Raw genomic sequence first — 22,050 nt, 5'->3', positions numbered from 1 at the left:
GCGTGCCCTCCTGTGTGTGGGGTCGCCTCCGGCGGGTCACCGGGTGAACGTGTCGATGGAGGAGATCCGCCAGGTGCCGCCCTTGCGGACGGCGTCCACGCTGAACATGGCGGCCGCGTAGGTGGTCTCCTCGGACTTGCCGGTGCGGGTGTTGCGCTGGTCGGCGTAGATCAGCAGCCGGGCCCGGTCGCCGTCGAGCATCTCCACGCCGCTGTCGGTGACGGTCGTGGTGAGCACGAGCTTCTGCTTCGGTGCCTGCGCCCGGACCTCGGCGAGCATGTCGGCGTGCTGCTGGACCGCCTTGCCGGTCAGGTACTTCGTCACCGCCGTCTCCGCCTTGGTCGGTGCGGCGTAGTCGTACGAGAAGACCGCGCCGACGGCCTCGGTGATCTGGCCCTTCACCTCGCTGGTGCGGCTGATGTCGGTGAGCGCGGTGTTCTGCCGGCTCGGGTCGTCGCGCAGGCTCGCCGCCGAGGTGAACGCCCAGGCGGCGAAGGCGCCGAGGAGCACGGTGAGGACGCACAGGACGACGGGCAGGCTCGGGCGCCGCAGGCGCCGGGCGGCGGCCTTCCCGCCGTCCGGCTCACCCTCCTCGTCGTCCGCGGAGTCCTCGGTGGCTTCCTCCACCTCCTTGGCGGGCTTCTCCGGGTCGGGGCCACGACCGGTGTGGGGGCGGGCCGGGGCGGTGGGGGCCGCGCCGCGCTCCGCGGCGGCGACGGTGGCCAGGCGGCGCTGACGGTTGACCAGGTGACGGGTCGTCGACATGTCGGGTTCCTCTCGGTGCGGGGGCGGGGGTGTCAGCCGGCGGTGTTGCCGACGGGCGCCTGGCCGAGGGCACTGAGCTTCCACCCGTCGGGGGTGCGGGTGAGCTGGCCGAGCATCCGGCTCTCCTTCACCGCGGGCTTGCCCTTCGGCGCGGTCACGGTCACCCGCAGCGCCACCATGACCCCGGCCTTCCCGGCCCGGTCGTCGAGCTCGGTGACCGCGCCGGCCAGCACCTTGGCGGTGCTGACGGTCTTCGCCTCCTGGATCTGCTTCACGAACCCGCTCCGGCCTTCGACGAGTTGCTGGTGCAGATCCCCGGTGGTGGAGTCCTCCCAGCTGTCGAGCCCCTTGTCGAGCTGTGCGTGGTCGAGCGTGTTCATGTTCTGCACGGCCTGTTCGCCCGCGGCCAGCACGTCGTCGCGGGTCTGGGCGTACGCGGCCGAGCCGTCGTGCCCCGCCTGGTACCGGGACACCCCGCCCCAGCCCGCGGCGCCGGCCGCCGCGACCGTCAGCACGATCGCCGCCGCCACCAGCGGATTCCTCGTCATCGCTACCCGTGCCATCGCTGCCTCTCCCTGCCGGCGGTCCCGCCGTGCTGTGCTGTCCGTGCTCGGTGGTGCGGTGGTGGTGCGGTGGTGCCCGTCGGAGCGCTACCGGGAGGTGATCTCCACGATCGTCCAGTGCCCTTCGCGCAGTTGGGCCGTGACGGAGAGCTGCGCCGCCGCCTTGCTCGCGGCTCTGCCCTTGCGCTCGTAGACCTGGTCGAGGAAGACGAGCAGGTGGGCGCTGTCGGGCGTCAGCCGGGTGACCCCGGCGCGCACGACATGGGTGGTGAGGGTGAGCTTCTGGTCGGCCGACTGCTTCTCGACCTGGCCGAACAGTGCCGCGTACTGCTGGAGCGCCTTGCCCGCGAGGAGCTTCTGCGCGGACGCCTTGGTGGCGGCGGTGCCGTCGGGGCTGTACGAGAAGACCTTGCCGAGGGCGTTGGTGACCTCGCCGGCCACCTGGGCGGTCGCCGCGCTGTCGGTGAGCGCCCGGTTGGAGGTGGCGGGGGTGTCCCGCAGCTGCCGGCCGGCCGCGTACATCACGGCCCCTGCGGCGAGCAGCGCGACGACGAGGACCCCGGCGAGGACGCGCGGCCAACGGCGGGCGGGGCGCGTGTCGTTGTCGTTGCCGTCTGTCTCCTCGAGGGCCTCCGGTGCGGCCTCCGGCTTCTCGTCGGCCGTCGTCGCGGTGTCCTCGTTGTCCTCGACGTCCGTGTTCATGCGCCGCTCCCTATGCCGAGCGCCGTGAGCGCCTTGACCTTCCAGCCGTCCCCGGTCCGGGCGAGCGTGGCCTCGAAGCGTTTGCGCTCGGTTCCGGCCTTGCCGGTGCGCGGGGTGATCTCGACGTCGACGGTCGCGATCATCAGCGCGGTGCCGGTGCGGTCGTCCAGTTCGGTGAGCGCGGCGTCGGTGACCTTCCCGCGCGCGGTGGCGCCGGACTTCCGCAGGTCGGCGGCGTCCTTCTTGCGCGTCCGCTTCAGCTGGTCGTGCAACGGACCCGTGGCGGACTCGAGCCAGCCGGCGAGGCCGGCGTCCACGCTCGTCGCGTCCTTGCCGTCCAGCGTGTTGAGCCGGGCCAGGGCCTGCCTACCGTCCGCGAGGGCGGTGTCCCGGCTCTTGGCGTAGGACAGGTCGTCGTCGCCGCGCGCCTGGGCGTACGACCAGCCGCCCAGGGCGCAGACGAGCGCCGCGATCAGCAGGACGGCCCAGCCGCCGAGCGTGCGGGTACGGGGATTCACTCGCCGTCCTCCTGTCCCAGGCCGAGCAGCCCGGCCATGCTGCGGACCGGTGCCTCGTCGGACCTGGCGCCGAGCGCTCCGGGCAGCCGGTCGTCCTTGGTGTCCCCGAGGTGCAGCGCGCCGGCCTTCGCCGGCTCGGGGAGCGGGCCGCCCTTGGGGGCGTTGGCGCTGCCCCGGACGTCGATGCCGGTGCCGGGCGAGGCGGCGCAGCGGGCCTTGGTGTTGAGCTCGGGGGCGGGTGAGAGGTCGAGGCCGTTGCGGTAGGTCGTGCCCTCGTAGCCGGCGGTGCAGGGCAGCGGCTCGAAGAAGGTGATCGACATGCCGAACCGGGCACCGTCCTCGTCGACCGCGCTGGAGCCGGCCGCCGCGACTGCGGGGAGCTTCACGAGCAGTTCCTCCAGGCCGCGCTGGCGGGTGACGGCGACGTCGGAGGTGGTGAGGAGGTTGGCGACGACGACGCCGAAGCTGGGTTCGACGTCCCGGAGGAGCCCGCTGATCTGGTTCGTCGCGTCGGGGGCGGCGGCGATCAGCTTGCGCAGGTCCGTGTCGGAGCCCTTGAGCTGGGCGGCCAGCTCCTTGGCTCCGGAGGCGAACCCCTTGAGGGCTTCGCCCTGTTCGACCTGGGTGCGCAGGACGGTCTTGCCGTCCTCCATCAGCCTGGTGTTGACGGGCAGGGCATCGTCGGCGGCGTCGACGAACTCGCTGCCGGTGTCCAGGAGGACCTGGAGGTCGTCGCCGCGCCCGCTGAAGGCGGTGCCGAACTCGTCGACGACGGTGCGCAGGGACTCCAGGTCGACCGAGGAGGTGAGGTCGTTGACGCTGGTGAGCACGTTGGTCACGGGCGCCGGGACGGTGGTCTCGGCCTCGTCGATGACCGAACCGTTCGCGAGGTAGGGGCCCTCGGTGCGGGTCGGCCGCAGGTCGACGTACTGCTCGCCGACGGCGGAGAGGCTGGCCACGACCGCCTTGAGGTCGTCGGGGATGCGGGGTGCGGACTTGTCGATCCGCAGCTCGGCCTCGACGCCGTCGTCGGTGAGTTCGATGGGCCCGACCCGGCCCACCGAGACGCCCCGGTAGGTGATGTTGGAGTGGGTGAAGAGGCCGCCGGTGCGAGGGAGTTGCATCTTGACGGTGTAGTAGTCGCGCATGCCGATGTAGTGGCCGAGGTCGGCGTAGCGGACGCCGAGGAAGCCGAGGACCAGCACGGCGATGATCAGGAAGGCGATGTTCTTGAGCCGGATGGCGAGGGTGATCATCAGTTGCTCCCCTTCGAGTCCGTGGGCCGGCTCGTCGTGGGCGCCGAGGTCGCGGGAAGGGGCAGCGGCAGTCCGGCACCGGCGACCGTCTTCGCCTGCGCGGGCGTGCCGGGCTCGGGGTCGGAGTCGGGGTCGTAGGCGGGAATGATCTGGGTTCCGGGTTCGGCCGTCAGGTCGAGGTACACGTTGAGGTAGTCGCCCTTCACGCCGCGCAGCACCTCGTCCGTGAACGGGTAGGTGAGGAGCACCTGGAGGGAGTCGGGCAGGTCGTTGCCGGAGTCGGCCAGGGCCCGCAGGGTGGGGGCGATGGCCTTGAGGTCGGCGATGGTGTCCGCCTTGCCCCTGTTGATGGTGTCGACGGCGACGTCCGAGAGGGTGTCCAGGGAGCGCAGCATCGTCATGAGCGAGCCGCGCTGCTTCTCGAGGACCTTCATGCCGGGGCTGAGCTTGGTGAGGACCGTGCCGACCTGCTGCTTGCGCCCGGCGAGGGTGCTGGAGAGCCGGTTGACGCCGTCGAGCGCGGCGGTGATGTCGCCCCGGTGGTCGTCGAGGTTGGTGACGAGCTTGTCGACCCGGTGCAGCATGGACTTGACCTGGGGTTCCTGTCCGGTCAGTGCCTTGTTGAGCTCGGTGGTGATGGTCTTGAGCTGCTGGACGCCGCCGCCGTTGAGGAGCATGGACAGGGCGCCGAAGACCTCTTCGACCTCGGGGTTGCGGTTGGTACGGGTGAGCGGGATGCGGTCGCCGTCGGCGAGGGTGCCCCGCTCCTTGCCCTTGGCGGGCGGCGAGAGCTGGATGTACTTCTCGCCGAGCAGGCTGGACTGCTCCAGGTGGGCGTACGCGTTGGCCGGGAGGCCGATCCTCCCGTTGACCTTCATGGTGACCCGGGCCCGCCAGCCGTCCGGGGCCAGCGAGATCTTGGTGACGCGGCCGACGGCGACGTCGTTGACCTTGACCGAGGACTGCGGGGCGAGGCTGAGCACGTCCCCGAAGTCCGCGGTGATCTGGTACGGGTGGTCGCCGAGGTCGGCGCCGCCGGGCAGCGGCACGTCCTCGATGCCGGAGAAGTGCGGGACTCCGCATCCGGTGACGAAGAGGGTGCAGCACAGGCCGAACGCGACGAGCGCCGGTGCGCCCGCGGTCCCGAGGGCCGCGGGTCTGCGCGGTCTCCGGTTCATCGGTCCGCCCCCTTCGTGTCCTTGTCCTTCGGGGTGCCGTAGACCGTGCCCACGGCCGGCAGCGGCAGCGCGGGAAGGGCCTGTTGCCGCTCGGCGTCCACGGGCGAGAGCCCTTGGAGGTCGAGGCTGGATTCGAGCAGCGGGCCGCCCATGCTGAGCTCGTTGAGGTTGGTCCGGCCGTTGAGCGTGCGGTGCTCGGGGTCGTACGCGTTGAGGACGTTGCCCGCCGAGAGCGGCAGGACGTCCATCGACTCGGCCAGCGAGGCGCGCTGGTCGACGAGGGTCTGGGTGATCGGCACGAGGGCGTCCACGTTCTTCTTGAGCTCGCCCCGGTTGTCCTTGATGAACGCCTTCACCTGGCCGAGGGCGGTGCCGAGTTCCTTGAGGGCGGCGCCGAGGTTCTTCTTGTCGTCGGCGAGGAAGCCGGTGACGGAGTTGAGCTGGTCCTCGGCGGCGCGGACGTTGCCGTCGTTGTCCTTCAGCATGGTGGTGAAGGTCTGGAGGTAGGACAGCGTGTCGAAGAGGTTGCCGCTGGACTTGTCCAGGGTCTTCGTCGCCTTGCCGAACTGCTCGATGGAGTCGCCGATGTCCTTGCCGTTGCCCTTGAGGTTCTTGGCCCCGGTGTCCAGGAGCCCGGCGAAGGCCCCTTCGGCGTTCGCCCCGTCCGGGCCGAGCGCGGTGGACAGTTCGGTGATCGACGCGTAGAGCTGGTCGACCTCCACCGGGGTCGCGTTGTTCGCGGCGGGCAGCCGGGCGCCTTCCTTCATGACCGCTCCCCCGGTGTAGGCGGGGGCGAGCTGGACGTACCGGTCGGCGACCAGGCTGGGTGCGACGACGACGGCGTGCGCGCCCTTGGGGACCTGGACGCCCTTGTCGATGCGCAGGACGACCTCGACGTCCTTGCCGCGCGGTTCCACGGATTCGACGCGGCCCACGCGTACGCCGAGTATGCGCAGGTCGGACCCGGCGTAGACGCCGGTGGCCTGGTCGAAGTAGGCCGTGACTGTGGTGCCTTCCTCCTCCTCCAGGGCCATCACGCCGGAGGTGGCGGCGACGGCCACGACGACGAGGCCGGCGCCGATGCCGATGACGCGGGTGAGTCTCATGTCAGTGCCCGCCTTCCTGCTTCGGAGGCATGCAGCCGGTCGCCGGGGGTGTGTTCGCGGGGAGGTAGTTCTTCGGGACGACACCGCACACGTAGTTGTCGAACCAGCGGCCGCTGCCGAGGGTGTTGCCGACGAGCCGGTTGTAGGACCCGGCGAGCGCGAGGACCTGGTCGAGGCTCTTGCGGTTCTTCTTCAGGACCGCGGTGACCCGGCCGAGCGCCTTGAGGGTCGGCTTCAGCTGCTTGTTGTTGTCGGAGACGAGACCGGTGAGCTGGGTGCCCAGGTCGCGGGTGCCGGTGAGCAGCAGGTGGATGGAGTCGCGGCGGGCCTGGATCTCGCCGAGGAGCAGGTTGCCGTCGTCCAGGAGGGTTTCGAAGCCGCTCTTCTTGTTGGCGAGGGTCTTGGTGAGCTTCTTGCTGCCCTTGAGCAGGGTCGCCAGCTGCGCGTCGCGTTCGGAGACGGTCTTCGACAGCGCGGAGAGCCCCTTGGCGGCGCTCTTCACGTCGGGCGGGGAGTCCTTGAAAGTGGCGGAGATCGTCTCGAAGCTCTTGGCGAGCTGCTCGGTGTCGATCTCCCCGATGGTCTCGCCCAGTCCGTTGAACGCCTGGGTGACGTCGTACGGGGAGGTGGTGCGGGAGGCGGTGATGCGCTCGTCCGGGTCCTGCGGGGAGTCGCCCAGCGGGTCGACGGCGAGGTACTTCTCGCCGAGGAGCGTCTTGATGGCGATGCCGACGGTGCTGGCGTTGCCGATCCAGGCGTCCTTGACCTTGAAGGTGACCTTCACCTTGGCACCGTCCAGGGAGACGCCGGTGACCTTGCCGACCTTGACGCCGGCGATGCGGACCTCGTCGCCCTCGCCGAGTCCGGCGGACTCGGTGAAGTCGGCGCTGTAGGTGGTGCCGCCCCCGATGAAGGGGAGCGAGTCGGCCCGGTAGGCGCCGAAGCCGATGAGGGCCAGCAGGAGCAGTCCCACGATGCCGACGGCGACGGGGTTGCGGTGACGTATCGGCTTGATCATGACAGGCACCTCGGCTGGGTGATCTCGATGCCGGTCGGCGGGGTGCTGCCGTCGCTGGTCGTCACGCCGCTGACCTTGGCCTCGCAGAGGTAGAGGTTGAGCCAGGAGCCGTACGAGGTGAGACGGCTGATGGCCTCCATCTTGGCCGGGGTCTTCTGCAGGAAGTTCTCGATCTTCGGGGTGTTGTCGGCCAGGTTTCCGGAGAGCCGGCCGAGCTGTTTGATGTCGTCCTTGAGGGGCCCCCGGCCGTCCTCGAAGAGGTCCGCGGTGACCGTGGTGAGCGCGCCCATCGCGGTGACGGCCTCACCGAGGGGCTTGCGGTCGCCCGCGAAGCCGGTGACGAGGGCCTGGAGGGTGTCGACGAGGTCGTTGAAGCCGGCTTCCCGGTCGTTGACGGTCTTCAGGACCGTGTTGAGGTTCTTGATCACCTCGCCGATCACCTTGTCCTTGGCGGCGACCGTGCCGGTCAGCGAGCCGACGTGCTGGAGGATGGAGTCGATGGTGCCGCCCTCGCCCTGGAGCACCTGGACGATGGAGCCGGCCAGCTCGTTGACGTCGGGCGGTGAGAGCCCTTCGAAGAGGGGCTGGAAGCCGTTGAAGAGCTGGGTGAGGTCGAGCGCCGGGGTGGTGCGCGACAGCGGGATGGTGGAGCCCGGGGCGAAGCTCTCGCCGACGGGTCCGGCGCCCTGGCCCAGGTCGATGTAGCGCTGGCCGACCATGTTGAGGTACTTGATCGACGCGGTGACCGAGGCCGGCAGCTTCTTGCTCCTGCGGACGCTGAAGCGGACCTCGGCGACCCGGCGGTCCGCGACCTCGATGGACTCGACCTGGCCGACCTTGACGCCGGCGACGCGGACGCTGTCGCCGGCGATGAGGCCGGTCGCGTCCGTGAACCGGGCCTTGTACGAACGGGTGTCGCCCACACCGGTGTTGGCGATGGACAGGGCCAGGACCGTGGTGGCCAGGCTCGTCACCACGATGAAGACGATCGATTTCGCGAGCGGTCCCGCGATGGAACGGCGCTTCACTTGAGCTTCACCTCCACACCGCGGAAGGCCGGGCCGATGAGCACGCTGCTCCACTCGGGCAGGGCCTGCGGCCGGACTTTCAGTGAGGGAGCGACCAGTTCGTTGACGAGCCGGCTCTCCTGCGGGGAGTTGGGCATGCCGAGCGACGGGTTCGCGGCCGGGACCTCCACCGGGGTGTCGGTGTCCGGGCCGGGGCCCGTCGGGGCGTTTTCGGCGGCGGGCCTGGCGTCCGCGGTCGGTACGGTCGCGCCGACGTACGGGACGGAGTAGCAGTGCGGTCCGCCGGTGGAGTCGTAGACCGGGGTGTCCTTGCCGGCGACGTACTTGCCCTTGGACGGCACGGTCTTGAGCGTGACGTGCAGTCCGGGCTGGTCGGTGCCCTTGCCGAGCGCCTTGTCCATCGCCGGCACGAAGTTGGCGACGGTGCGCAGGGTGCAGGGGAATTCCGAGGAGTACTTCGCCAGGGTCTCCAGGGTGGGCCTGCCGCTCGCGGCGAGCCGGATGAGGTTGTCCTTGTTCCGCTGGAGGAAGGCGGTGACATCGCGGGCGGAGGCGGTGGTGGAGCCGTACACGTTCGCGAGGTTCGCCTGCTGTTCGGCGAGGGTGCCGCTCGTGGTGGTGAAGTCGGTGAGGGCGTCCAGGACGTCGGGGGCGGAGTCCGCGTATAGCCGGCTGACCTTGACGAGTTCCTTGATGTCCTCGTTGAGCGTGGGGAGTTGCGGGTTGAACCTCTGGAGGTGGGCGTCGAGCTTCACGAGGGTGTCGCCGAGCTTCTCGCCGCGCCCCTCGAGTGCGGTGGAGACCGCGTTGAGGGTTGCGGACAGCTTCTCCGGCTTCACGGCGGTGAGCAGCGGCAGGACGTTGTCGAGGACCTCTTCCAGCTCGATGGCGTTGCTGGACCGGTCCTGCGGGATGACGTCGCCGGCGCCGAGGGTCTTCGTCGAGGGCACGGCCGGCGGTACGAGGGCGACGAACCGTTCCCCGAAGAGGGTGGTGGGCAGCATCTGGGCGGAGACGTCGGCCGGAATGCGGTCCAGCTTGTCCGGCTTGATCGCGAGGGTGAGCCGGGCCCCGTCGCCGTCGGCGGCGATGTCGCGGACCTGGCCGACGACGACGCCGCGCAGCTTCACGTCGGCGTTCTCGTGCATCTCGTTGCCGACGCTGGATGTGCGTACGGTGACCGTCGCGTCGTGCGTGAAGTCCTTCTCGTACACCGAGACCGAGACCCAGATGAGGACAGCGGGCACGAGGAAGAGGGCGACTCCGGCGGTTCTGCGGGTGGTGGTGCGGATGGCGCGGGATGTCATCAGCCGGCCACCTTCACCGTCGTCGTGGCGCCCCAGATGGCGAGCGAGAGGAAGAAGTCGGTGACGCTGATCAGCACGATCGCGTTCCGCACGGACCGGCCGACGGCCACACCGACCCCGGCGGGGCCGCCGGTGGCGTGGAAGCCGTAGTAGCAGTGGGCGAGGATCACCATCACGCTGAAGATCAGCACCTTGAGCACCGACAGGAGCACGTCCGCCGGGGACAGGAAGAGATTGAAGTAGTGGTCGTACGTGCCCGCCGACTGTCCGTTGAACAGGACGGTGACGTAGCGGGACGCGACGTACGAGGAGAGCAGTCCGATCGCGTACAGCGGGATGATGGCGACGACGCCGGCGATGATGCGCGTGGTGACGAGGTAGGGCATGGAGCGCACGCCCATCGATTCGAGGCCGTCGACCTCCTCGTTGATGCGCATCGCGCCGAGCTGCGCGGTGAAGCCGGCGCCGACGGTCGCGGAGAGCGCGAGTCCGGCGACGAGCGGGGCGATCTCGCGGGTGTTGAAGTACGCGGAGATGAAGCCGGTGAACGCGGCGGTGCCGATCTGGTTGAGGGCCGCGTAGCCCTGGAGGCCGACGACCGTGCCGGTGGCCAGGGTCATCGCGATCATGACGCCGATGGTGCCGCCGACGACCCCGAGGCCGCCGCTGCCGAAGGCGACTTCGGCGAGGAGGCGCTGGACCTCCTTGAGGTAGCGGCGCAGGGTGCGCGGAATCCAGATCAGTGCCCGTACGTAGAAGGTGAGTTGGTCGCCTGATCTGTCGAGCCAGCCGAGCATTGACATGGGTCAGCTCCCCTTCGCGGGGACGATCTGCAGGTAGATCGCCGTGAGGACCATGTTCACGAAGAACAGCAGCATGAAGGTGATGACGACGGACTGGTTGACCGCGTCGCCCACCCCCTTCGGGCCGCCGCGCGGGTTGAGGCCGCGGTAGGCGGCGACGATGCCGGCGATGAAGCCGAAGATCAGGGCCTTGACCTCGCTGACGTAGAGGTCGGGCAGCTGGGCGAGGGCGGAGAAGCTGGAGAGGTACGCGCCCGGGGTGCCGTGCTGCAGGATCACGTTGAAGAAGTAGCCGCCCAGGGTGCCGACGACCGAGACGAGGCCGTTGAGCAGGACGGCGACGAGCATGGTGGCGAGCACACGCGGGACGACCAGGCGCTGCACGGGCGAGACGCCCATGACCTCCATGGCGTCCAGCTCCTCGCGGATCTTGCGGGAGCCGAGGTCGGCGCAGATCGCGGACCCGGCGGCCCCGGAGACCAGCAGGGCCACGATGATCGGGCTGGCCTGCTGGATGACGGCGAGGACGCTGGCGCCGCCGGTGAAGGACTGGGCGCCGAGCTGCTGGGTGAGCGAGCCGACCTGGAGGGCGATGACCGCGCCGAACGGGATGGACACGAGGGCGGCGGGCAGGATGGTCACGCTGGCGACGAACCAGAACTGCTCGATGAACTCCCGCACCTGGAACGGCCGGCGGAAGGTCTCGCGGGTCACCGTTCCGGCCAGCGCGAACAGCCGCCCGGTCTCGCGCAGGGGCGCGGCGAGTTTGCTGGGGCGCGGGGCCTCGGGCGCCTTCGCGGGCTCCGGGGCCCGGTCCACCGGCTCGGGTTCCCCGGGGGGCCGTACGGGCATGGGGGCGGTCACCGGCGTCCACCGCCCACGGCCGGGCTGTAGCTGTTGAGGATGGCGGTACGGGCCGCCTCCGGCAGCTCGCCGAGCATCGACATCACCCGCTCCCGGCGGCGCAGGGCGCCCTGGCGCACCGGCAGGCCCGGTGAGGGCTCCAGCTGGGGGACGACGGTGCGCGGTGCGTTGGCCGAGCTGATGCCCTGGCCGTAGCCGTTGAGCTCCTCGGCGGCGAGGGTCGCGGCGTCCTTCTCCTCGGACATGCCGATGGGCCCCTCGCAGCGGCCGGCGAGGAACTGGTTGACGACGGGCAGGTCGCTGGTGAGCAGCACCTCGCGGGGCCCGAAGGTGACGAGGTTGCGGCAGAACAGCATTCCCATGTTGTCGGGCACGGTGGAGGCGATGTCGAGGTTGTGGGTGACGATGAGCATCGTCGCGTCGATCTGCGCGTTGAGGTCGACGAGGAGCTGGGAGATGTACGCGGTGCGGACCGGGTCGAGGCCGGAGTCCGGCTCGTCGCAGAGGATGATCTGGGGGTCCAGGACGAGGGCGCGGGCGAGGCCGGCGCGCTTGCGCATACCGCCGGATATCTCGCCGGGCAGCTTGTTCTCGGCGCCGAGGAGACCCACGACGTCGATCCGCTCCATGACGATGCGGCGGATCTCGGATTCCTTCTTACGGGTGTGCTCCCGGAGCGGGAACGCGATGTTGTCGAAAAGCGACATCGACCCGAAAAGGGCACCGTCCTGGAACATGAGGCCGAAGAGCTTGCGCGCCTCCATGATGTCCCGCTCTGCACCGTTCACCATGTCGACGCCATTGACGAGAACGCGACCGCGTTCGGGTTTGAGCAGACCGATGATGGATTTGAGGAACACCGTCTTTCCCGTCCCGGACGGGCCGAGCATGACACTGACCTCGCCTGCGGGAAGCGTGAGCGACACATCCTGCCAGATGTTCTGCTTGCCGAAAGACTTGGTGAGGCCTTCGACCACTACTTCGATTCCCATCCCACCTCCTGCATGCGCTCACGAAGTGACAGAAATGCGCCGAGGGGCGCACGTTAAGTTCACCGGCACCGCCAGGACAAGCCCTTGAACAGCCCATTCGCAAAGATCCGGCCCGCTTGTCATCCGATGACAAATTCCGGTTCCGATCTTGTGAACTACTGCGCACTGCCGTCCGTCGGTGCAGGCCGGAACCCCGCGACCCAGGGAGTCTGCGCCGTGGGGTTCCGGAGGAAGAGCTCCGCCGGTGTGAAGATTCCGAGGGCGACGCCCTCCTGGAACGGGGTCCCGGACACTGGGGATGCGCCCGGTCTCCCTACCCGCGGGTGAGCAATCTCCGGACGCGCCGGAGGAGTTGCTGACGGAGGCGACGCTACGGGTGAGTAACCTGCCCCGCAATACCAGGTCATCAAGTTTTCACGCGAGGGCGCAAAGGGGTTGGTTCTTTCGCATCGATTGAGCAGAGCGGCCGGAAAAATTGTCTCCGGGTGACAAGTTCCGGGGCCGGCCGACGGGGCCTCACACAGTCCAGCGGGCACCGGAACCCGCTCGGGACCGGCTCGAATACACAAGCGGCAGGCGGGATTCCGCATATCTGGGCGACCGGCGCCGGCGCCGTGCCCGCGAGGATCTGCGCACCATGTGACAAGAAGGCCGGATCTCGTACTCACCCCTGACGGAGATGCACGTTGCGTCCATAGATTCTCATACGGCGGGATTGTGTACCGGTGTTTCCCGCCAGTAACCTCACGGCTCGGTGAATGGGATTTCGTACTGGCTCCGTCCGACGTGTCCCGGCACCCGCATTCCGCATTCCGTGCTCAATTCGCTGCGCACCGAGTATTTCCGGGCTCACCCGGCCTGCCTCGACGGCGGCCGCCTCCCATCGGAAACAAGGGGAAGACATGAGAACCTCGAACCGGGTACGTGTGGGGCTGCTGGCCTCCTTCACCGCTCTCGCCGCCGTCGCGTCGACGGGCTCGGCCACGGCCGCCACGACGACGCTGAACGGAAGCTGGGCGCCCTTCAGCCGCTGCCCGGTCGACGACCCGGCCATGCTGGCGGCCGACGGAGCGACGGACACCGCGATCTGTGTGTCCTCCCACTCGACGAGCGGCTCCATCAAGCTGGGCAACACCGAGGTGCCGGTCGGCGCCAGCGACCTCCAGGTCGGCGTGGTCAACCACCCGGGCGGCACGTCCACCGTGATCTCCCCGGGCGACGGCGCGCTCATCGCCGACTCCGCGAAGGTGCCGGGCGGTCTGCTCGGCCTGATGTGCCCGAACGACATACCCGTCGTCACCGGCATCTGCAAGACGCTCACCGACGTCAACCTGAACCGGGTGACGGCGACCATCGAGTCGGTCAACGCCCCGACCGGCTTCCAGCTCGTGGCCGGGACGACGACCGGCAAGCCGATCCTCACCCTCCCGGTCCGCATCCACCTGGAGAACCCGCTCCTCGGCGACAAGTGCTACATCGGCTCCTCCTCCAACCCGATCCTGCTCAAGCCGCAGAACCTGACGCAGCCGGCCATCTCCAGCGAGAAGTTCGCCGGCGACGGAACCCCGGACACGGCCGGCCAGATGAACCGGCTCAACCTCCTGGGCGCCACCCAGACCGACACGACGTACGCGGTGCCCGGCACCAGCGGCTGCGGTCTCCTCGGCTCGCTGAACTGGGCGGTCAACCTGAAGACGGGCCTGCCGTCGGCCGCCGGCAACAACAACGTCACGCTGAACGAGGCGCAGACGTACGTGGCGACGATGAACAAGCCGCGTGACCAGGCGCCCAACGCGGGCAAGCTGCTGGCGCAGTACTGGCACTCGGCGGTGCGGTAGCCACTCCCGCACGTGAAGGCTGAAGGGGCCGCCTCCTCACGGAGGCGGCCCCTTCGGTGTGCCGGACGGACTATGTGGCGGGCTTCGTTCCGGGAAGGACCGCCGGCGGGGGCGGGCAGTACGAGCGGGTGGGGTTGCTCGGAACGCAGGTGGAAGCCTGATTCATGAAGATCCGGTTCCCGGGCCCCGAGAGGGAGGCGGTGAAGAGCGGATTCAGGTCCTCACCGCCCGTGCCGCAGCCAGTGAAGGGCGGGATGTCGACCTCACCCTCCAAGAGTCCGCCCACGCCGACGTTCTTGTACGCGTCGCCACCATTCAGCACCACCTTGAACGGTTTCGCCGTCCGGCAGTTGCCACCTACGTCGAGTGGCGTGCCGTTGACCTTGACGTCGTGGAGGCGCAAGGACTGCTGAAAGTAAGCCGTGGAGAACACGATCTTGTCCGGGCCGGATCCGGATGTGCCCGTCGAGATGGTCATGGGACCGTTCTCGAACGAGACCTTCGCTGTCACCGGCTGGAAGCCGAAGGTGAGAAAGGTGGAATCGGCGTCCGGAAGCTTCAGGTTCGCGAGCGAATCGATCCGGAAATAGTATCCGCCCGGCGCCTGGGTCGGTCGGATGACCGTTCTTTTCGCTGTGATCACACTGATCAGCGCCGGATCAGCCGGATCGTTGATGATCATGGCCCCGTTCAGCTTCCACACGTTGGCCAGGCCTGCCGCGTTGGCGCAACTGGGTGGCGCCTTGGGGTTCTCCAGGACTCTCGCGGGGTCGCCCGGTGGTAGTTGCGGTGCCTCACTCGCGTCCATTTCCCCCACCGGCGGGTCGACGGGACAGTAGTCGGGGTCCTCGTCCTCGGCAGCCAGCGGTTCCACCGTGATGTCCTCGTCCTCCGCTCTGGCTGTACCGCCCGCCGGGGTGGCGGGGGTCACGGGGCTCCCGGACGGCTCGTCCTCGTTGACGTCGGTCACGTGCGTGGTCGCGAGATGTCCGCTCTCACCCTCCTCGAACCGGCATGTCACCGTGGCCAAAGCGGGTGCGCTCGCCTCGGGCGCCGCCGTGGCGGACCGCAGTTCGACCGTGAACTCACCCACCGAGAAGTCGACATCACCCGCGGACCCGAACGTCACGTAGGGGACCTCGCCGGTGTGGACGAGCGCCACGTCGCCGTCGACGGGAAGGGGCGTACTCGGCGCGTTGAGCTGCCACGGAACCTCGGCCGACTCGCCGTTCTGGGCGACCTTCACCCTCAGCGCGGCCCGGCTCACGACGGCCTCGGCACCCTCCGGCAGCAGCGCGGCGAGATCAGCGCGCGAGAGCGTGAGGGCGAACGACACGGGTCCCGGCTGCACCGGACGATGCACCTCACCGGTCTCCGGGACGTCCACCGACAGGGCCACGGTGGCGGCCACGGCCGCCTCGGCCCGGTCCTCGGTCCCGCAGGCAGCGGCGAGGCCGGCAGGCCCGGCGTTCTCGTCGGCGGCCGAGCCTCCGCCGGACAGCAGCCCGGCGAGCAGGGCCAGCCCGGCGACGGAGGCGACCTTCACGGAACGCCCCGCACGGGTCGCAGGTATCTGGGTGTGCATATCTGGCCTGTCCTCCACGGGGTGCGAGCGGTGTTTCCTACCGGGGTTGTGCCTAGCCGTTGACGTGGTACGTGGCGTTGTAGTGGACCAGGTCGTCGTCATTGACGAGGCCGAGGCAGGCGGCGTCAACCGCGATCAGGTCGTCGTCGATGACGAGGTCGTCAGTGGTGGTGTCGAAGTGCCCGTGAAGGGAGCCTGCGAGGTCGACGGAACAGCCCAAGCCCACGACGTGGATCGCGACGCCCTGGACGAGGACCTCGTAGACATTCGGGTTCGAGGTGCTGGGCCCGATACCCGTGACCTGCCAGGGGGCCGCCGTGACCGTCAGATCGAGGCTCATGCCGATGAGTGCGCAGTTGGTGAACGAGGCGAGGGTGACGTCGGCGACGACGGCACCGGTGTAGAGCGACCCGCTCACGCTGGAGGAGTCGCATGTCAGCGGGCCCATCATCTGCAGGGTCGGATCGATGGCATGGGCCGTGTAGGGCCCCGGCGGCGTCAGCGTCTCCACGGAGGCGGTCCCGGCCGAGGCCGGGGAGACCGCGGAACCGAGAGCCGCGGCGATGGCGACCGCGACGACGGCGGATCTTCGCGTACGACGTTTCACGAACACACATCCTTACGGGTCGGGGCGCCTCGCGCGGCGCCCATAACGAGAAGGCCGGGCCGGCCGCGAAGAGGCTCCGCGGCCGACCCGTACCCGTGTTGCTCCAGCGGCCTTACGGCGTGCTGATCACCGGCGACGTGCCGGTCGAGGTGACGTTGACGTGGTACGAGGCGTTGAAGGACGCCACGTCGTCGTCGTTGACCAGGCCGAGGCAGTCCGCGTTGGACGCGACCAGCTCGGTGCCCGACCCGTCGATGACCAGGTTGCCGGCGCTGTTGTCGTAGTAGCCGTACACCTTTCCGGTGAAGTCGGCGGTGCAGGCGAAGCCCTCGATGTGGGCGGAGATGTTGGTGACGTTGCCCTTGACCCGGTTGGAGTGCGAGGGGTCCACGCCGGTGACGTTGATCTTCCACGGCGTCGCGGTCATCGTGACGTCGAAGTCGAGGCCGCCGACGGAGCAGTTGGTGAAGGTGATGTTGGCGATGGTGGCCATGTTGGCACCCGTGGAGCTGCTCGCGGCGACGTTGCCCGACGTCACGTCGGAGGAGTCACAGACGAGGTTCGCGAACGGGACGTCCAGCGTGGGGCCATCCGCGTGGGCGGTGTACGCCCCGGACGGGGTCGCCGACCACGTGGACGTGGTGCCGGCGGAAGCTGTGGTGACCGCCATGCCGAGGGCGGCGCCGGCGGCGGTGACGATGATGGCGGCTCTACGTGCAAGGGTGTTCACGGAATCCGGTTCCCTTCGAGGGTGTGTGACCTACACCGGGGGGCCACTTCCGGCCGGGTAAGCGGCGCTCCCGGAGTGGGGGGTCACGAGACAGGAATGTGGCAGTCCGACCTGACCGACTGCTCGACCTCTTGCGTTCGACGATGACGCTACGGGCGAGTAATGTCGCTCCGCAACACGCTGGAACAAAGAATCTCCACAATCATCGCCCTCTCTCAGAAATTGCTTACGGGGCGAGTACGGCCCGCAGATTTTTTATCGATAAGTGAGCAGTTCCCCCGGAGCCGACGCACCAGCTCGTGCTCACCCGATGACGGAACCGCCCCCAGCTCGAACCAACGCCCCACGTCACAGCCCTGCCGTGCGACCTCCCCCGCCACGCCGCCCCGCTCACCCGGCACCAACGCCACCCCCTTGACCTCCCTCCGCCGGCCCAGTGAAATTAACCGCGAATAGCGAGAGTGACATTGTTCAGAAGGCCGGGAGCACGCGCCGGAGCCACCGTCGCATTACCGGAATCCGGACCCCGGTATCAACACCGCACGAGTGATCCGCAAGCCGGCCCCGAGTGCGGAGGTCCATCGGACAGGTGGCCGAAACCAGCCGATACGTGTCCCGTACATTTCGTCTTGTCCTGCCTGTGTTCAGGGCCACATACGTGGACTATCTTCGGCAGCCGATGTCGGTACGCACCTGAGGACGGGTGGGAGCGCTCTCCCGTCCGTCACCCCCCATCGGGCGCCGAAGAGCAAGAAGGGGTCAAGGTATGCCGGGAGTTGCGCAACCCTCGGAGCTGGGAGAGCCGCTGGGACCGCTGCCTCAGGAGTTCGCCACGATCGTGCGGCCCGAACTGCCCAGCCTCATCAAGGAGATCGGCCTTGAGGTGACCCGCGCCTACCCCGAGTACGCGCGACTCCTCGACGGCCCGTACGGCCAGGGCATCCGGGTCGGCGTCGAGCAGAGCATCTCCGTGTTCGTGGACCAGGTGGCCGAGCCGGCCGCGCCCTCCGCGCTGCGCGACGAGATGTGCCGCAGGTTCGGCCGGTTCGAGGCGTACGAGGGGCGCGGCCTGGACCAGTTGCAGGGGGCGTACCGGCTGGGCGCCCGCGTCGCACTGCGCCGGGCGAAGAAGATCGGCAGGCGCTACAACCTCTCCCCCACCATGATGCTGACGTTCGCGGACGCGCTGTTCTCATACGTGGACGAGCTGGAAGCCCTGTCGCGCGAGGGCTACTTGGAGGTGAGGTCCGCCTCCGACGACCACACGGACACCTTGCGGCGCAGGCTGCTGCACCTGATCCTGGCGGGACGGCCGGTGCCGCGCGTGGCCATCGCCGAGCTGTGCGAGCAGACAGGCTGGACACTGCCGGACGAGGTGACGCTCGTAGCCGTGCGCCCGTCCCCCGATCTGGACCGGCTGGCGATCGACCGTGACGTACTCGTCGACTTCACCGATCCTCAGCCGCACTTACTGATCCCGGGCCCCTTCGACGACATGCGAAGACGCATGCTGGAGCACGCGCTCCCGGGGGTCCGCGCCGCCATCGGCCTCACCGTGCCCGCGTCCCTGGCGTCGGACTCCTTCCGCTGGGCCCGGCGGGTGCTGGAACTCGTGGACGCCGGCGTCATCGACGACGCGCCGGCCATTCTCTGCGAGGACCACCTCATCACCCTGTGGCTGCTCTCCGATCCGGTCCTCCTCGACCAGCTCGCGCGCCGCGAACTCGCGCCGATGGCCAACATCAGCGCCAACCGGCGCGAACGGCTCGTCGAAACACTGCGGATCTGGCTCGACACCCGTGGCACGGCGGCCCAGATGGGCGAGCTGCTCGACGTACACCCCCAGACCGTCCGCTACCGGATGCGCAATCTGGAATCGATCTTCGGCGATCAACTGGTCGATCCGGAGGCGCGGTTCTCGACGGAGACCGTGCTCCGCGCCATGCAGCTGCGCGCCCGCAGCAACGACACACCCATCTGAACAGCGCGACGCGTCCTCAGCCCGACGAGCACTTCACGCGAAGTCAACCTACTTGCTGGTAAGGGGAAATAGCCGGTCATTCCCAAACGGTTGCCACACGGAGACGTACTCAACGAGAAACCAGGAACTGCGTCTCGTTATATGGAGTGGAGTCGGTCCGCCCACCCGGCGGTCCGACGCCCGACCTCCTGGCCACCATCGAGAGGGAACCCCTCATGACCGCCTCACACCTGCTCGTCCCCGTCCCCATCCCGGACCGCATCGCCGCGCTCATCGGCGCCTGCACCCCCGCGCACATCCTCCGGGCCGAGTTCGACGCCGACTGCGCCGCGCGCGAGGTCCGCAGGTTCCGCGGGCCCCGGCTGGGCATCGAGGACCAGGCCGACCGCGAGCAGGCCCTGTCGGAGCTGGCCCGTGCCAACAAGGTGCTCGCCGCCCACCACCCCCGCCTTGTGGTGCGCGCCGGTTCCGCCTGGTGACCCCGCGGAACGGCCCACTCGCGCACCTTGCGAAGAGACCGCCGCCCCCTTACCTTACTCAAAAGTAAGTTTACTTCAGAGTAAGGAACTGGCGTGGCCGACAACAGCAGCGGCAATGTCACCGACGAACTGGCCGCCCTCGACTTCGCGGCCGTCTCCCCCGAGGAGTTCGCGCGGATCGTGAAGGGCCTGTCCGCCAAGCAGCTCGGCGAGGTCATGCACGGCGAGCTGCGCGCCCGGGTGCTCGGCGAGGTCTTCGGCCGGATGAAGCAGCAGTTCCGCCCGGAGGCGGCGGGGGCGCTCACCGCGCTGATCCGCTGGAAGATCACCGGTGACACGGAGGTGGTCTACGAGACCTCGATCGCGGACGGCACCTGCACCGTCAGCGAGGGCCGCTCGGACGCCGAGCCGCGTACGACGCTGATCATGGCGGACGCGGAGTTCCTGAAGCTGGTCTCCGGCAACAGCAACCCGATCACGATGTTCATGATGCGCAAGCTGAAGGTGGCCGGTGACGTCGGCCTGGCCTCGGGCCTCACGCGCTACTTCGACATCCCGAAGGCGTGAGCCGGTGAGCTACTTCTCCCTCGCACTCACCGAGGAGCAGCAGGACCTGCGCAACTGGGTGCACGGCTTCGCCGCCCAGGTGGTGCGCCCGGCGGCGGCCGAGTGGGACGCCCGCGAGGAGACGCCCTGGCCGGTCATCCAGGAGGCCGCCCGGATCGGCCTCTACGGGTTCGAGTCACTGGCCGACATGTACGGCGACCCGTCGGGGCTCTCCCTCCAGATAGCCAACGAGGAGCTGTTCTGGGGCGACGCCGGCATCGGCATGGCCCTGTTCGGCACCTCGCTCGCCGTCGCCGGGATCTTCGCCTCCGGCACCCCGGACCAGCTCGCCGAGTGGGTGCCCCAGTGCTACGGCGACGAGGACGACCCGAAGGTCGCGGCGTTCTGCGTGTCCGAACCGCAGGCCGGCTCCGACGTCTCCGCGATGACCACGAAGGCCCGCTACGACGAGGCGAAGGACGAGTGGGTGATCTCGGGCCAGAAGGCGTGGATCACCAACGGCGGGATCGCCGAGGTCCATGTCGTCGTCGCCTCGGTCGACCCCGCGCTCGGGGCGCGCGGACAGGCCGCGTTCATCGTGCCGCCCGGCACCAAGGGCCTGGCGGCGAGCCGCACCATCAAGAAGCTCGGCCTGCGCGCCTCCCACACGGCGGACGTCTTCCTCGACGACGTACGGGTGCCGGGGCACTGCCTGCTCGGCGGCAAGGAGAAGCTGGACGCCCGCCTCGCCCGCGCCCGCGAGGGCGGCACCGCCAAGGGGCAGGCCGCGATGGCCACCTTCGAGGTCAGCCGCCCCACGGTCGGCGCCCAGGCGCTGGGCATCGCGCGGGCGGCGTACGAGTACGCGCTGGAGTACGCCGGGGAGCGCGAGGCGTTCGGGCGGCCGATCATCGAGAACCAGTCGATCGCGTTCGCCCTGGCCGACATCCGTACCGAGATCGAGGCCGTACGGCTGCTGATCTGGCAGGCCGCGTGGATGGCCCGCAACGACCGCACCTTCGACGCCGGACAGGGCTCCATGTCCAAGCTCCGCGCGGGCGAACTCGCGGTGGCGGCGACGGAGAAGGCCGTCCAGATCCTGGGCGGCGCCGGATACAGCCGGGAGCACCCGGTGGAGCGGATGTACCGGGACGCGAAGATCTACACGATCTTCGAGGGGACCAGCGAGATCCAGCGCCTGGTCATCGCGCGGGCGATCTCGGGGCGGCACATCCGCTGAGGACAGGGGCGGCGGGCGGGTGCGGGACCGAACGAGCGAGGATGAGCGGGTCCGTACCACCGCCGCACCCGGGGGAAACGCCATGCCCGCGCGCCCGTCCGTCCTCTTCGTCACCGACCTCGCGTACGAGGCTCGCGGCCGGCGCTACTGCGACGAGGACATCCACCTGACGGCACGGCTGCGCGAGGACTTCGACCTCGCGCTCTGCCACCCGCGCGACGCCGCCGCCCTGCTCGACGGCTTCGACGCCGTCGTCGTACGCAACAGCGGTCCGGTCCTGCACTACCAGGAGGCGTACGACGCGTTCCGCGCCCGGGCCCTGGAGCAGGGCACCCGGGTGTACAACCCGCTGACCGGCCGCGGGGACATGGCGGGCAAGCAGTACCTGGTGGACCTGAGCCGGGCCGGACACCCGGTCATACCCACCGTGGACCGGGCAGCGGACCTCGGGCTGCTGCCGCACGCCGGGGGCTACGTCGTCAAGCCGAAGCTGGGCGCGGACTCGGTGGGCCTGCGCTTCGTGACGACGCCGGAGCTCGATCCCGGGACGGACGGCACCCTGCTCGTCCAGCCCCGGATCGACTTCCGCTACGAGGTGTCCTTCTATTACGTCGACCACGACTTCCAGTACGCGCTGCACGCCCCGGATCCGGAGCGGCGGTGGGTGCTGGAGCCGTACGAGGCGAGCGCGGCGGACCTGGCGTTCGCCCGGTCGTTCGTGGAGTGGAACACGCTGGACCACGGCATCCAGCGGGTGGACGCCTGCCGGACGGCGGACGGTGAGCTGCTCCTCGTAGAACTGGAGGATCTGAACCCGTATCTCTCGCTGGACCGGGTAGCCGCCCCCGTACGAGAGGCTTTCGCCACCCGCATGACGGCGTCGCTTCGGGACCTGCTGGGCTGACACGTCCGGGCGTTCCCCGCATGCGGGTGACACGACGCGA

22 protein-coding genes are annotated in these 22,050 nt (G+C 69.2%); 6 read left to right on the top strand and 16 right to left on the bottom strand.

The features are described from left to right. Positions 1-36: 36 nt before the first annotated feature. The 13 genes from OG242_RS28855 to OG242_RS28795 form a co-directional block, all read right to left on the bottom strand. A complete protein-coding gene (locus OG242_RS28855) occupies positions 37-765 on the bottom strand; it encodes a hypothetical protein (RefSeq protein ID WP_405900934.1) in 729 nt (242 codons plus the stop codon). Between the two features lie 32 nt (positions 766-797). Then, positions 798-1,328 carry a nuclear transport factor 2 family protein gene (locus OG242_RS28850; RefSeq protein ID WP_405900933.1) on the bottom strand — a complete coding sequence of 177 codons (531 nt, stop codon included), beginning with the start codon at positions 1,326-1,328 and terminating at the stop codon, positions 798-800. Positions 1,329-1,415: 87 nt separating this feature from the next. Continuing rightward, positions 1,416-2,030: a hypothetical protein gene (locus OG242_RS28845; RefSeq protein ID WP_405900932.1), complete on the bottom strand. Its 615-nt coding sequence runs from the start codon at positions 2,028-2,030 to the stop codon at positions 1,416-1,418. Beyond that, positions 2,027-2,548, bottom strand: coding sequence for a hypothetical protein (locus tag OG242_RS28840; protein ID WP_405900931.1), 522 nt, complete (start codon positions 2,546-2,548; stop codon positions 2,027-2,029). Before OG242_RS28840 ends, OG242_RS28845 begins: the two co-directional genes overlap by 4 nt. Beyond that, positions 2,545-3,804 carry an MCE family protein gene (locus OG242_RS28835; RefSeq protein ID WP_405900930.1) on the bottom strand — a complete coding sequence of 420 codons (1,260 nt, stop codon included), beginning with the start codon at positions 3,802-3,804 and terminating at the stop codon, positions 2,545-2,547. Before OG242_RS28835 ends, OG242_RS28840 begins: the two co-directional genes overlap by 4 nt. Further along, on the bottom strand, positions 3,804-4,982 hold the full coding sequence (locus tag OG242_RS28830) for an MCE family protein (protein WP_405900929.1): 1,179 nt from the start codon (positions 4,980-4,982) through the stop codon (positions 3,804-3,806). Before OG242_RS28830 ends, OG242_RS28835 begins: the two co-directional genes overlap by 1 nt. Continuing rightward, complete coding sequence (locus tag OG242_RS28825; RefSeq protein ID WP_405900928.1) at positions 4,979-6,088, bottom strand: MCE family protein; 1,110 nt, start codon at positions 6,086-6,088, stop codon at positions 4,979-4,981. The genes OG242_RS28830 and OG242_RS28825 overlap by 4 nt, the downstream gene beginning before the upstream one ends. Position 6,089: 1 nt before the next feature. Then, positions 6,090-7,106 (bottom strand): MCE family protein, encoded by a 1,017-nt coding sequence (locus OG242_RS28820; RefSeq protein WP_405900927.1) that lies wholly within the window; start codon positions 7,104-7,106, stop codon positions 6,090-6,092. Then, complete coding sequence (locus OG242_RS28815) at positions 7,103-8,134, bottom strand: MCE family protein (RefSeq protein WP_405900926.1); 1,032 nt, start codon at positions 8,132-8,134, stop codon at positions 7,103-7,105. Before OG242_RS28815 ends, OG242_RS28820 begins: the two co-directional genes overlap by 4 nt. Continuing rightward, on the bottom strand, positions 8,131-9,441 hold the full coding sequence (locus OG242_RS28810) for an MCE family protein (protein ID WP_405900925.1): 1,311 nt from the start codon (positions 9,439-9,441) through the stop codon (positions 8,131-8,133). Before OG242_RS28810 ends, OG242_RS28815 begins: the two co-directional genes overlap by 4 nt. Beyond that, complete coding sequence (locus tag OG242_RS28805) at positions 9,441-10,244, bottom strand: ABC transporter permease (protein WP_026171148.1); 804 nt, start codon at positions 10,242-10,244, stop codon at positions 9,441-9,443. The genes OG242_RS28810 and OG242_RS28805 overlap by 1 nt, the downstream gene beginning before the upstream one ends. Positions 10,245-10,247: 3 nt before the next feature. Continuing rightward, a complete protein-coding gene (locus OG242_RS28800) occupies positions 10,248-11,108 on the bottom strand; it encodes an ABC transporter permease (RefSeq protein WP_018100211.1) in 861 nt (286 codons plus the stop codon). Then, a complete protein-coding gene (locus OG242_RS28795; protein ID WP_026243063.1) occupies positions 11,105-12,100 on the bottom strand; it encodes an ABC transporter ATP-binding protein in 996 nt (331 codons plus the stop codon). Before OG242_RS28795 ends, OG242_RS28800 begins: the two co-directional genes overlap by 4 nt. A 902-nt stretch (positions 12,101-13,002) precedes the next feature. Between OG242_RS28795 and OG242_RS28790 the strand changes: the two genes are divergently transcribed. Then, positions 13,003-13,938: a hypothetical protein gene (locus OG242_RS28790; protein ID WP_405900924.1), complete on the top strand. Its 936-nt coding sequence runs from the start codon at positions 13,003-13,005 to the stop codon at positions 13,936-13,938. Positions 13,939-14,008: 70 nt separating this feature from the next. On the opposite strand, the gene OG242_RS28785 is transcribed toward OG242_RS28790, so the two are convergent. From OG242_RS28785 to OG242_RS28775, 3 genes are all read right to left on the bottom strand, one after another. Next, positions 14,009-15,349, bottom strand: a complete 1,341-nt coding sequence (locus OG242_RS28785; RefSeq protein WP_405900923.1) for a DUF6801 domain-containing protein — start codon at positions 15,347-15,349, stop codon at positions 14,009-14,011. Between the two features lie 226 nt (positions 15,350-15,575). Then, entirely contained in the window at positions 15,576-16,130 is a 555-nt protein-coding gene (locus OG242_RS28780) for a hypothetical protein (RefSeq protein ID WP_405900922.1), read from the bottom strand. A gap of 112 nt (positions 16,131-16,242) precedes the next feature. Continuing rightward, positions 16,243-16,860, bottom strand: a complete 618-nt coding sequence (locus OG242_RS28775) for a hypothetical protein (RefSeq protein WP_405900921.1) — start codon at positions 16,858-16,860, stop codon at positions 16,243-16,245. Between the two features lie 766 nt (positions 16,861-17,626). Between OG242_RS28775 and OG242_RS28770 the strand changes: the two genes are divergently transcribed. The 5 genes from OG242_RS28770 (at position 17,627) to OG242_RS28750 (ending at position 22,010) form a co-directional block, all read left to right on the top strand. After that, complete coding sequence (locus tag OG242_RS28770; RefSeq protein ID WP_405900920.1) at positions 17,627-18,841, top strand: helix-turn-helix domain-containing protein; 1,215 nt, start codon at positions 17,627-17,629, stop codon at positions 18,839-18,841. Positions 18,842-19,056: 215 nt separating this feature from the next. Further along, entirely contained in the window at positions 19,057-19,320 is a 264-nt protein-coding gene (locus OG242_RS28765; protein WP_405900919.1) for a hypothetical protein, read from the top strand. A 93-nt stretch (positions 19,321-19,413) separates the two neighbouring features. Continuing rightward, positions 19,414-19,887 carry an SCP2 sterol-binding domain-containing protein gene (locus OG242_RS28760; RefSeq protein WP_405900918.1) on the top strand — a complete coding sequence of 158 codons (474 nt, stop codon included), beginning with the start codon at positions 19,414-19,416 and terminating at the stop codon, positions 19,885-19,887. A gap of 4 nt (positions 19,888-19,891) precedes the next feature. Beyond that, positions 19,892-21,106, top strand: a complete 1,215-nt coding sequence (locus OG242_RS28755; protein ID WP_405900917.1) for an acyl-CoA dehydrogenase family protein — start codon at positions 19,892-19,894, stop codon at positions 21,104-21,106. Positions 21,107-21,188: 82 nt separating this feature from the next. Beyond that, entirely contained in the window at positions 21,189-22,010 is an 822-nt protein-coding gene (locus tag OG242_RS28750) for a hypothetical protein (RefSeq protein ID WP_405900916.1), read from the top strand. The last annotated feature ends 40 nt before the right edge of the window (positions 22,011-22,050 follow it).

It is taken from the genome of Streptomyces sp. NBC_00727, assembly GCF_045161745.1.
Lineage (GTDB): Bacteria > Actinomycetota > Actinomycetes > Streptomycetales > Streptomycetaceae > Streptomyces.
Note: the sequence above shows the minus strand (reverse complement) of the source record. Positions and strands in the feature narration are given on the sequence as shown.

What these genes read in the sequence shown, in the direction of transcription:
- OG242_RS28855 (WP_405900934.1), bottom strand. Translation starts at nt 765, where the DNA reads ATGTCGACGACCCGTCACCTGGTCAACCGTCAGCGCCGCCTGGCCACC.
- OG242_RS28850 (WP_405900933.1), bottom strand. Translation starts at nt 1,328, where the DNA reads ATGGCACGGGTAGCGATGACGAGGAATCCGCTGGTGGCGGCGGCGATC.
- OG242_RS28845 (WP_405900932.1), bottom strand. Translation starts at nt 2,030, where the DNA reads ATGAACACGGACGTCGAGGACAACGAGGACACCGCGACGACGGCCGAC.
- OG242_RS28835 (WP_405900930.1), bottom strand. Translation starts at nt 3,804, where the DNA reads ATGATCACCCTCGCCATCCGGCTCAAGAACATCGCCTTCCTGATCATC.
- OG242_RS28830 (WP_405900929.1), bottom strand. Translation starts at nt 4,982, where the DNA reads ATGAACCGGAGACCGCGCAGACCCGCGGCCCTCGGGACCGCGGGCGCA.
- OG242_RS28825 (WP_405900928.1), bottom strand. Translation starts at nt 6,088, where the DNA reads ATGAGACTCACCCGCGTCATCGGCATCGGCGCCGGCCTCGTCGTCGTG.
- OG242_RS28820 (WP_405900927.1), bottom strand. Translation starts at nt 7,106, where the DNA reads ATGATCAAGCCGATACGTCACCGCAACCCCGTCGCCGTCGGCATCGTG.
- OG242_RS28810 (WP_405900925.1), bottom strand. Translation starts at nt 9,441, where the DNA reads ATGACATCCCGCGCCATCCGCACCACCACCCGCAGAACCGCCGGAGTC.
- OG242_RS28805 (WP_026171148.1), bottom strand. Translation starts at nt 10,244, where the DNA reads ATGTCAATGCTCGGCTGGCTCGACAGATCAGGCGACCAACTCACCTTC.
- OG242_RS28795 (WP_026243063.1), bottom strand. Translation starts at nt 12,100, where the DNA reads ATGGGAATCGAAGTAGTGGTCGAAGGCCTCACCAAGTCTTTCGGCAAG.
- OG242_RS28790 (WP_405900924.1), top strand. Translation starts at nt 13,003, where the DNA reads ATGAGAACCTCGAACCGGGTACGTGTGGGGCTGCTGGCCTCCTTCACC.
- OG242_RS28770 (WP_405900920.1), top strand. Translation starts at nt 17,627, where the DNA reads ATGCCGGGAGTTGCGCAACCCTCGGAGCTGGGAGAGCCGCTGGGACCG.
- OG242_RS28765 (WP_405900919.1), top strand. Translation starts at nt 19,057, where the DNA reads ATGACCGCCTCACACCTGCTCGTCCCCGTCCCCATCCCGGACCGCATC.
- OG242_RS28750 (WP_405900916.1), top strand. Translation starts at nt 21,189, where the DNA reads ATGCCCGCGCGCCCGTCCGTCCTCTTCGTCACCGACCTCGCGTACGAG.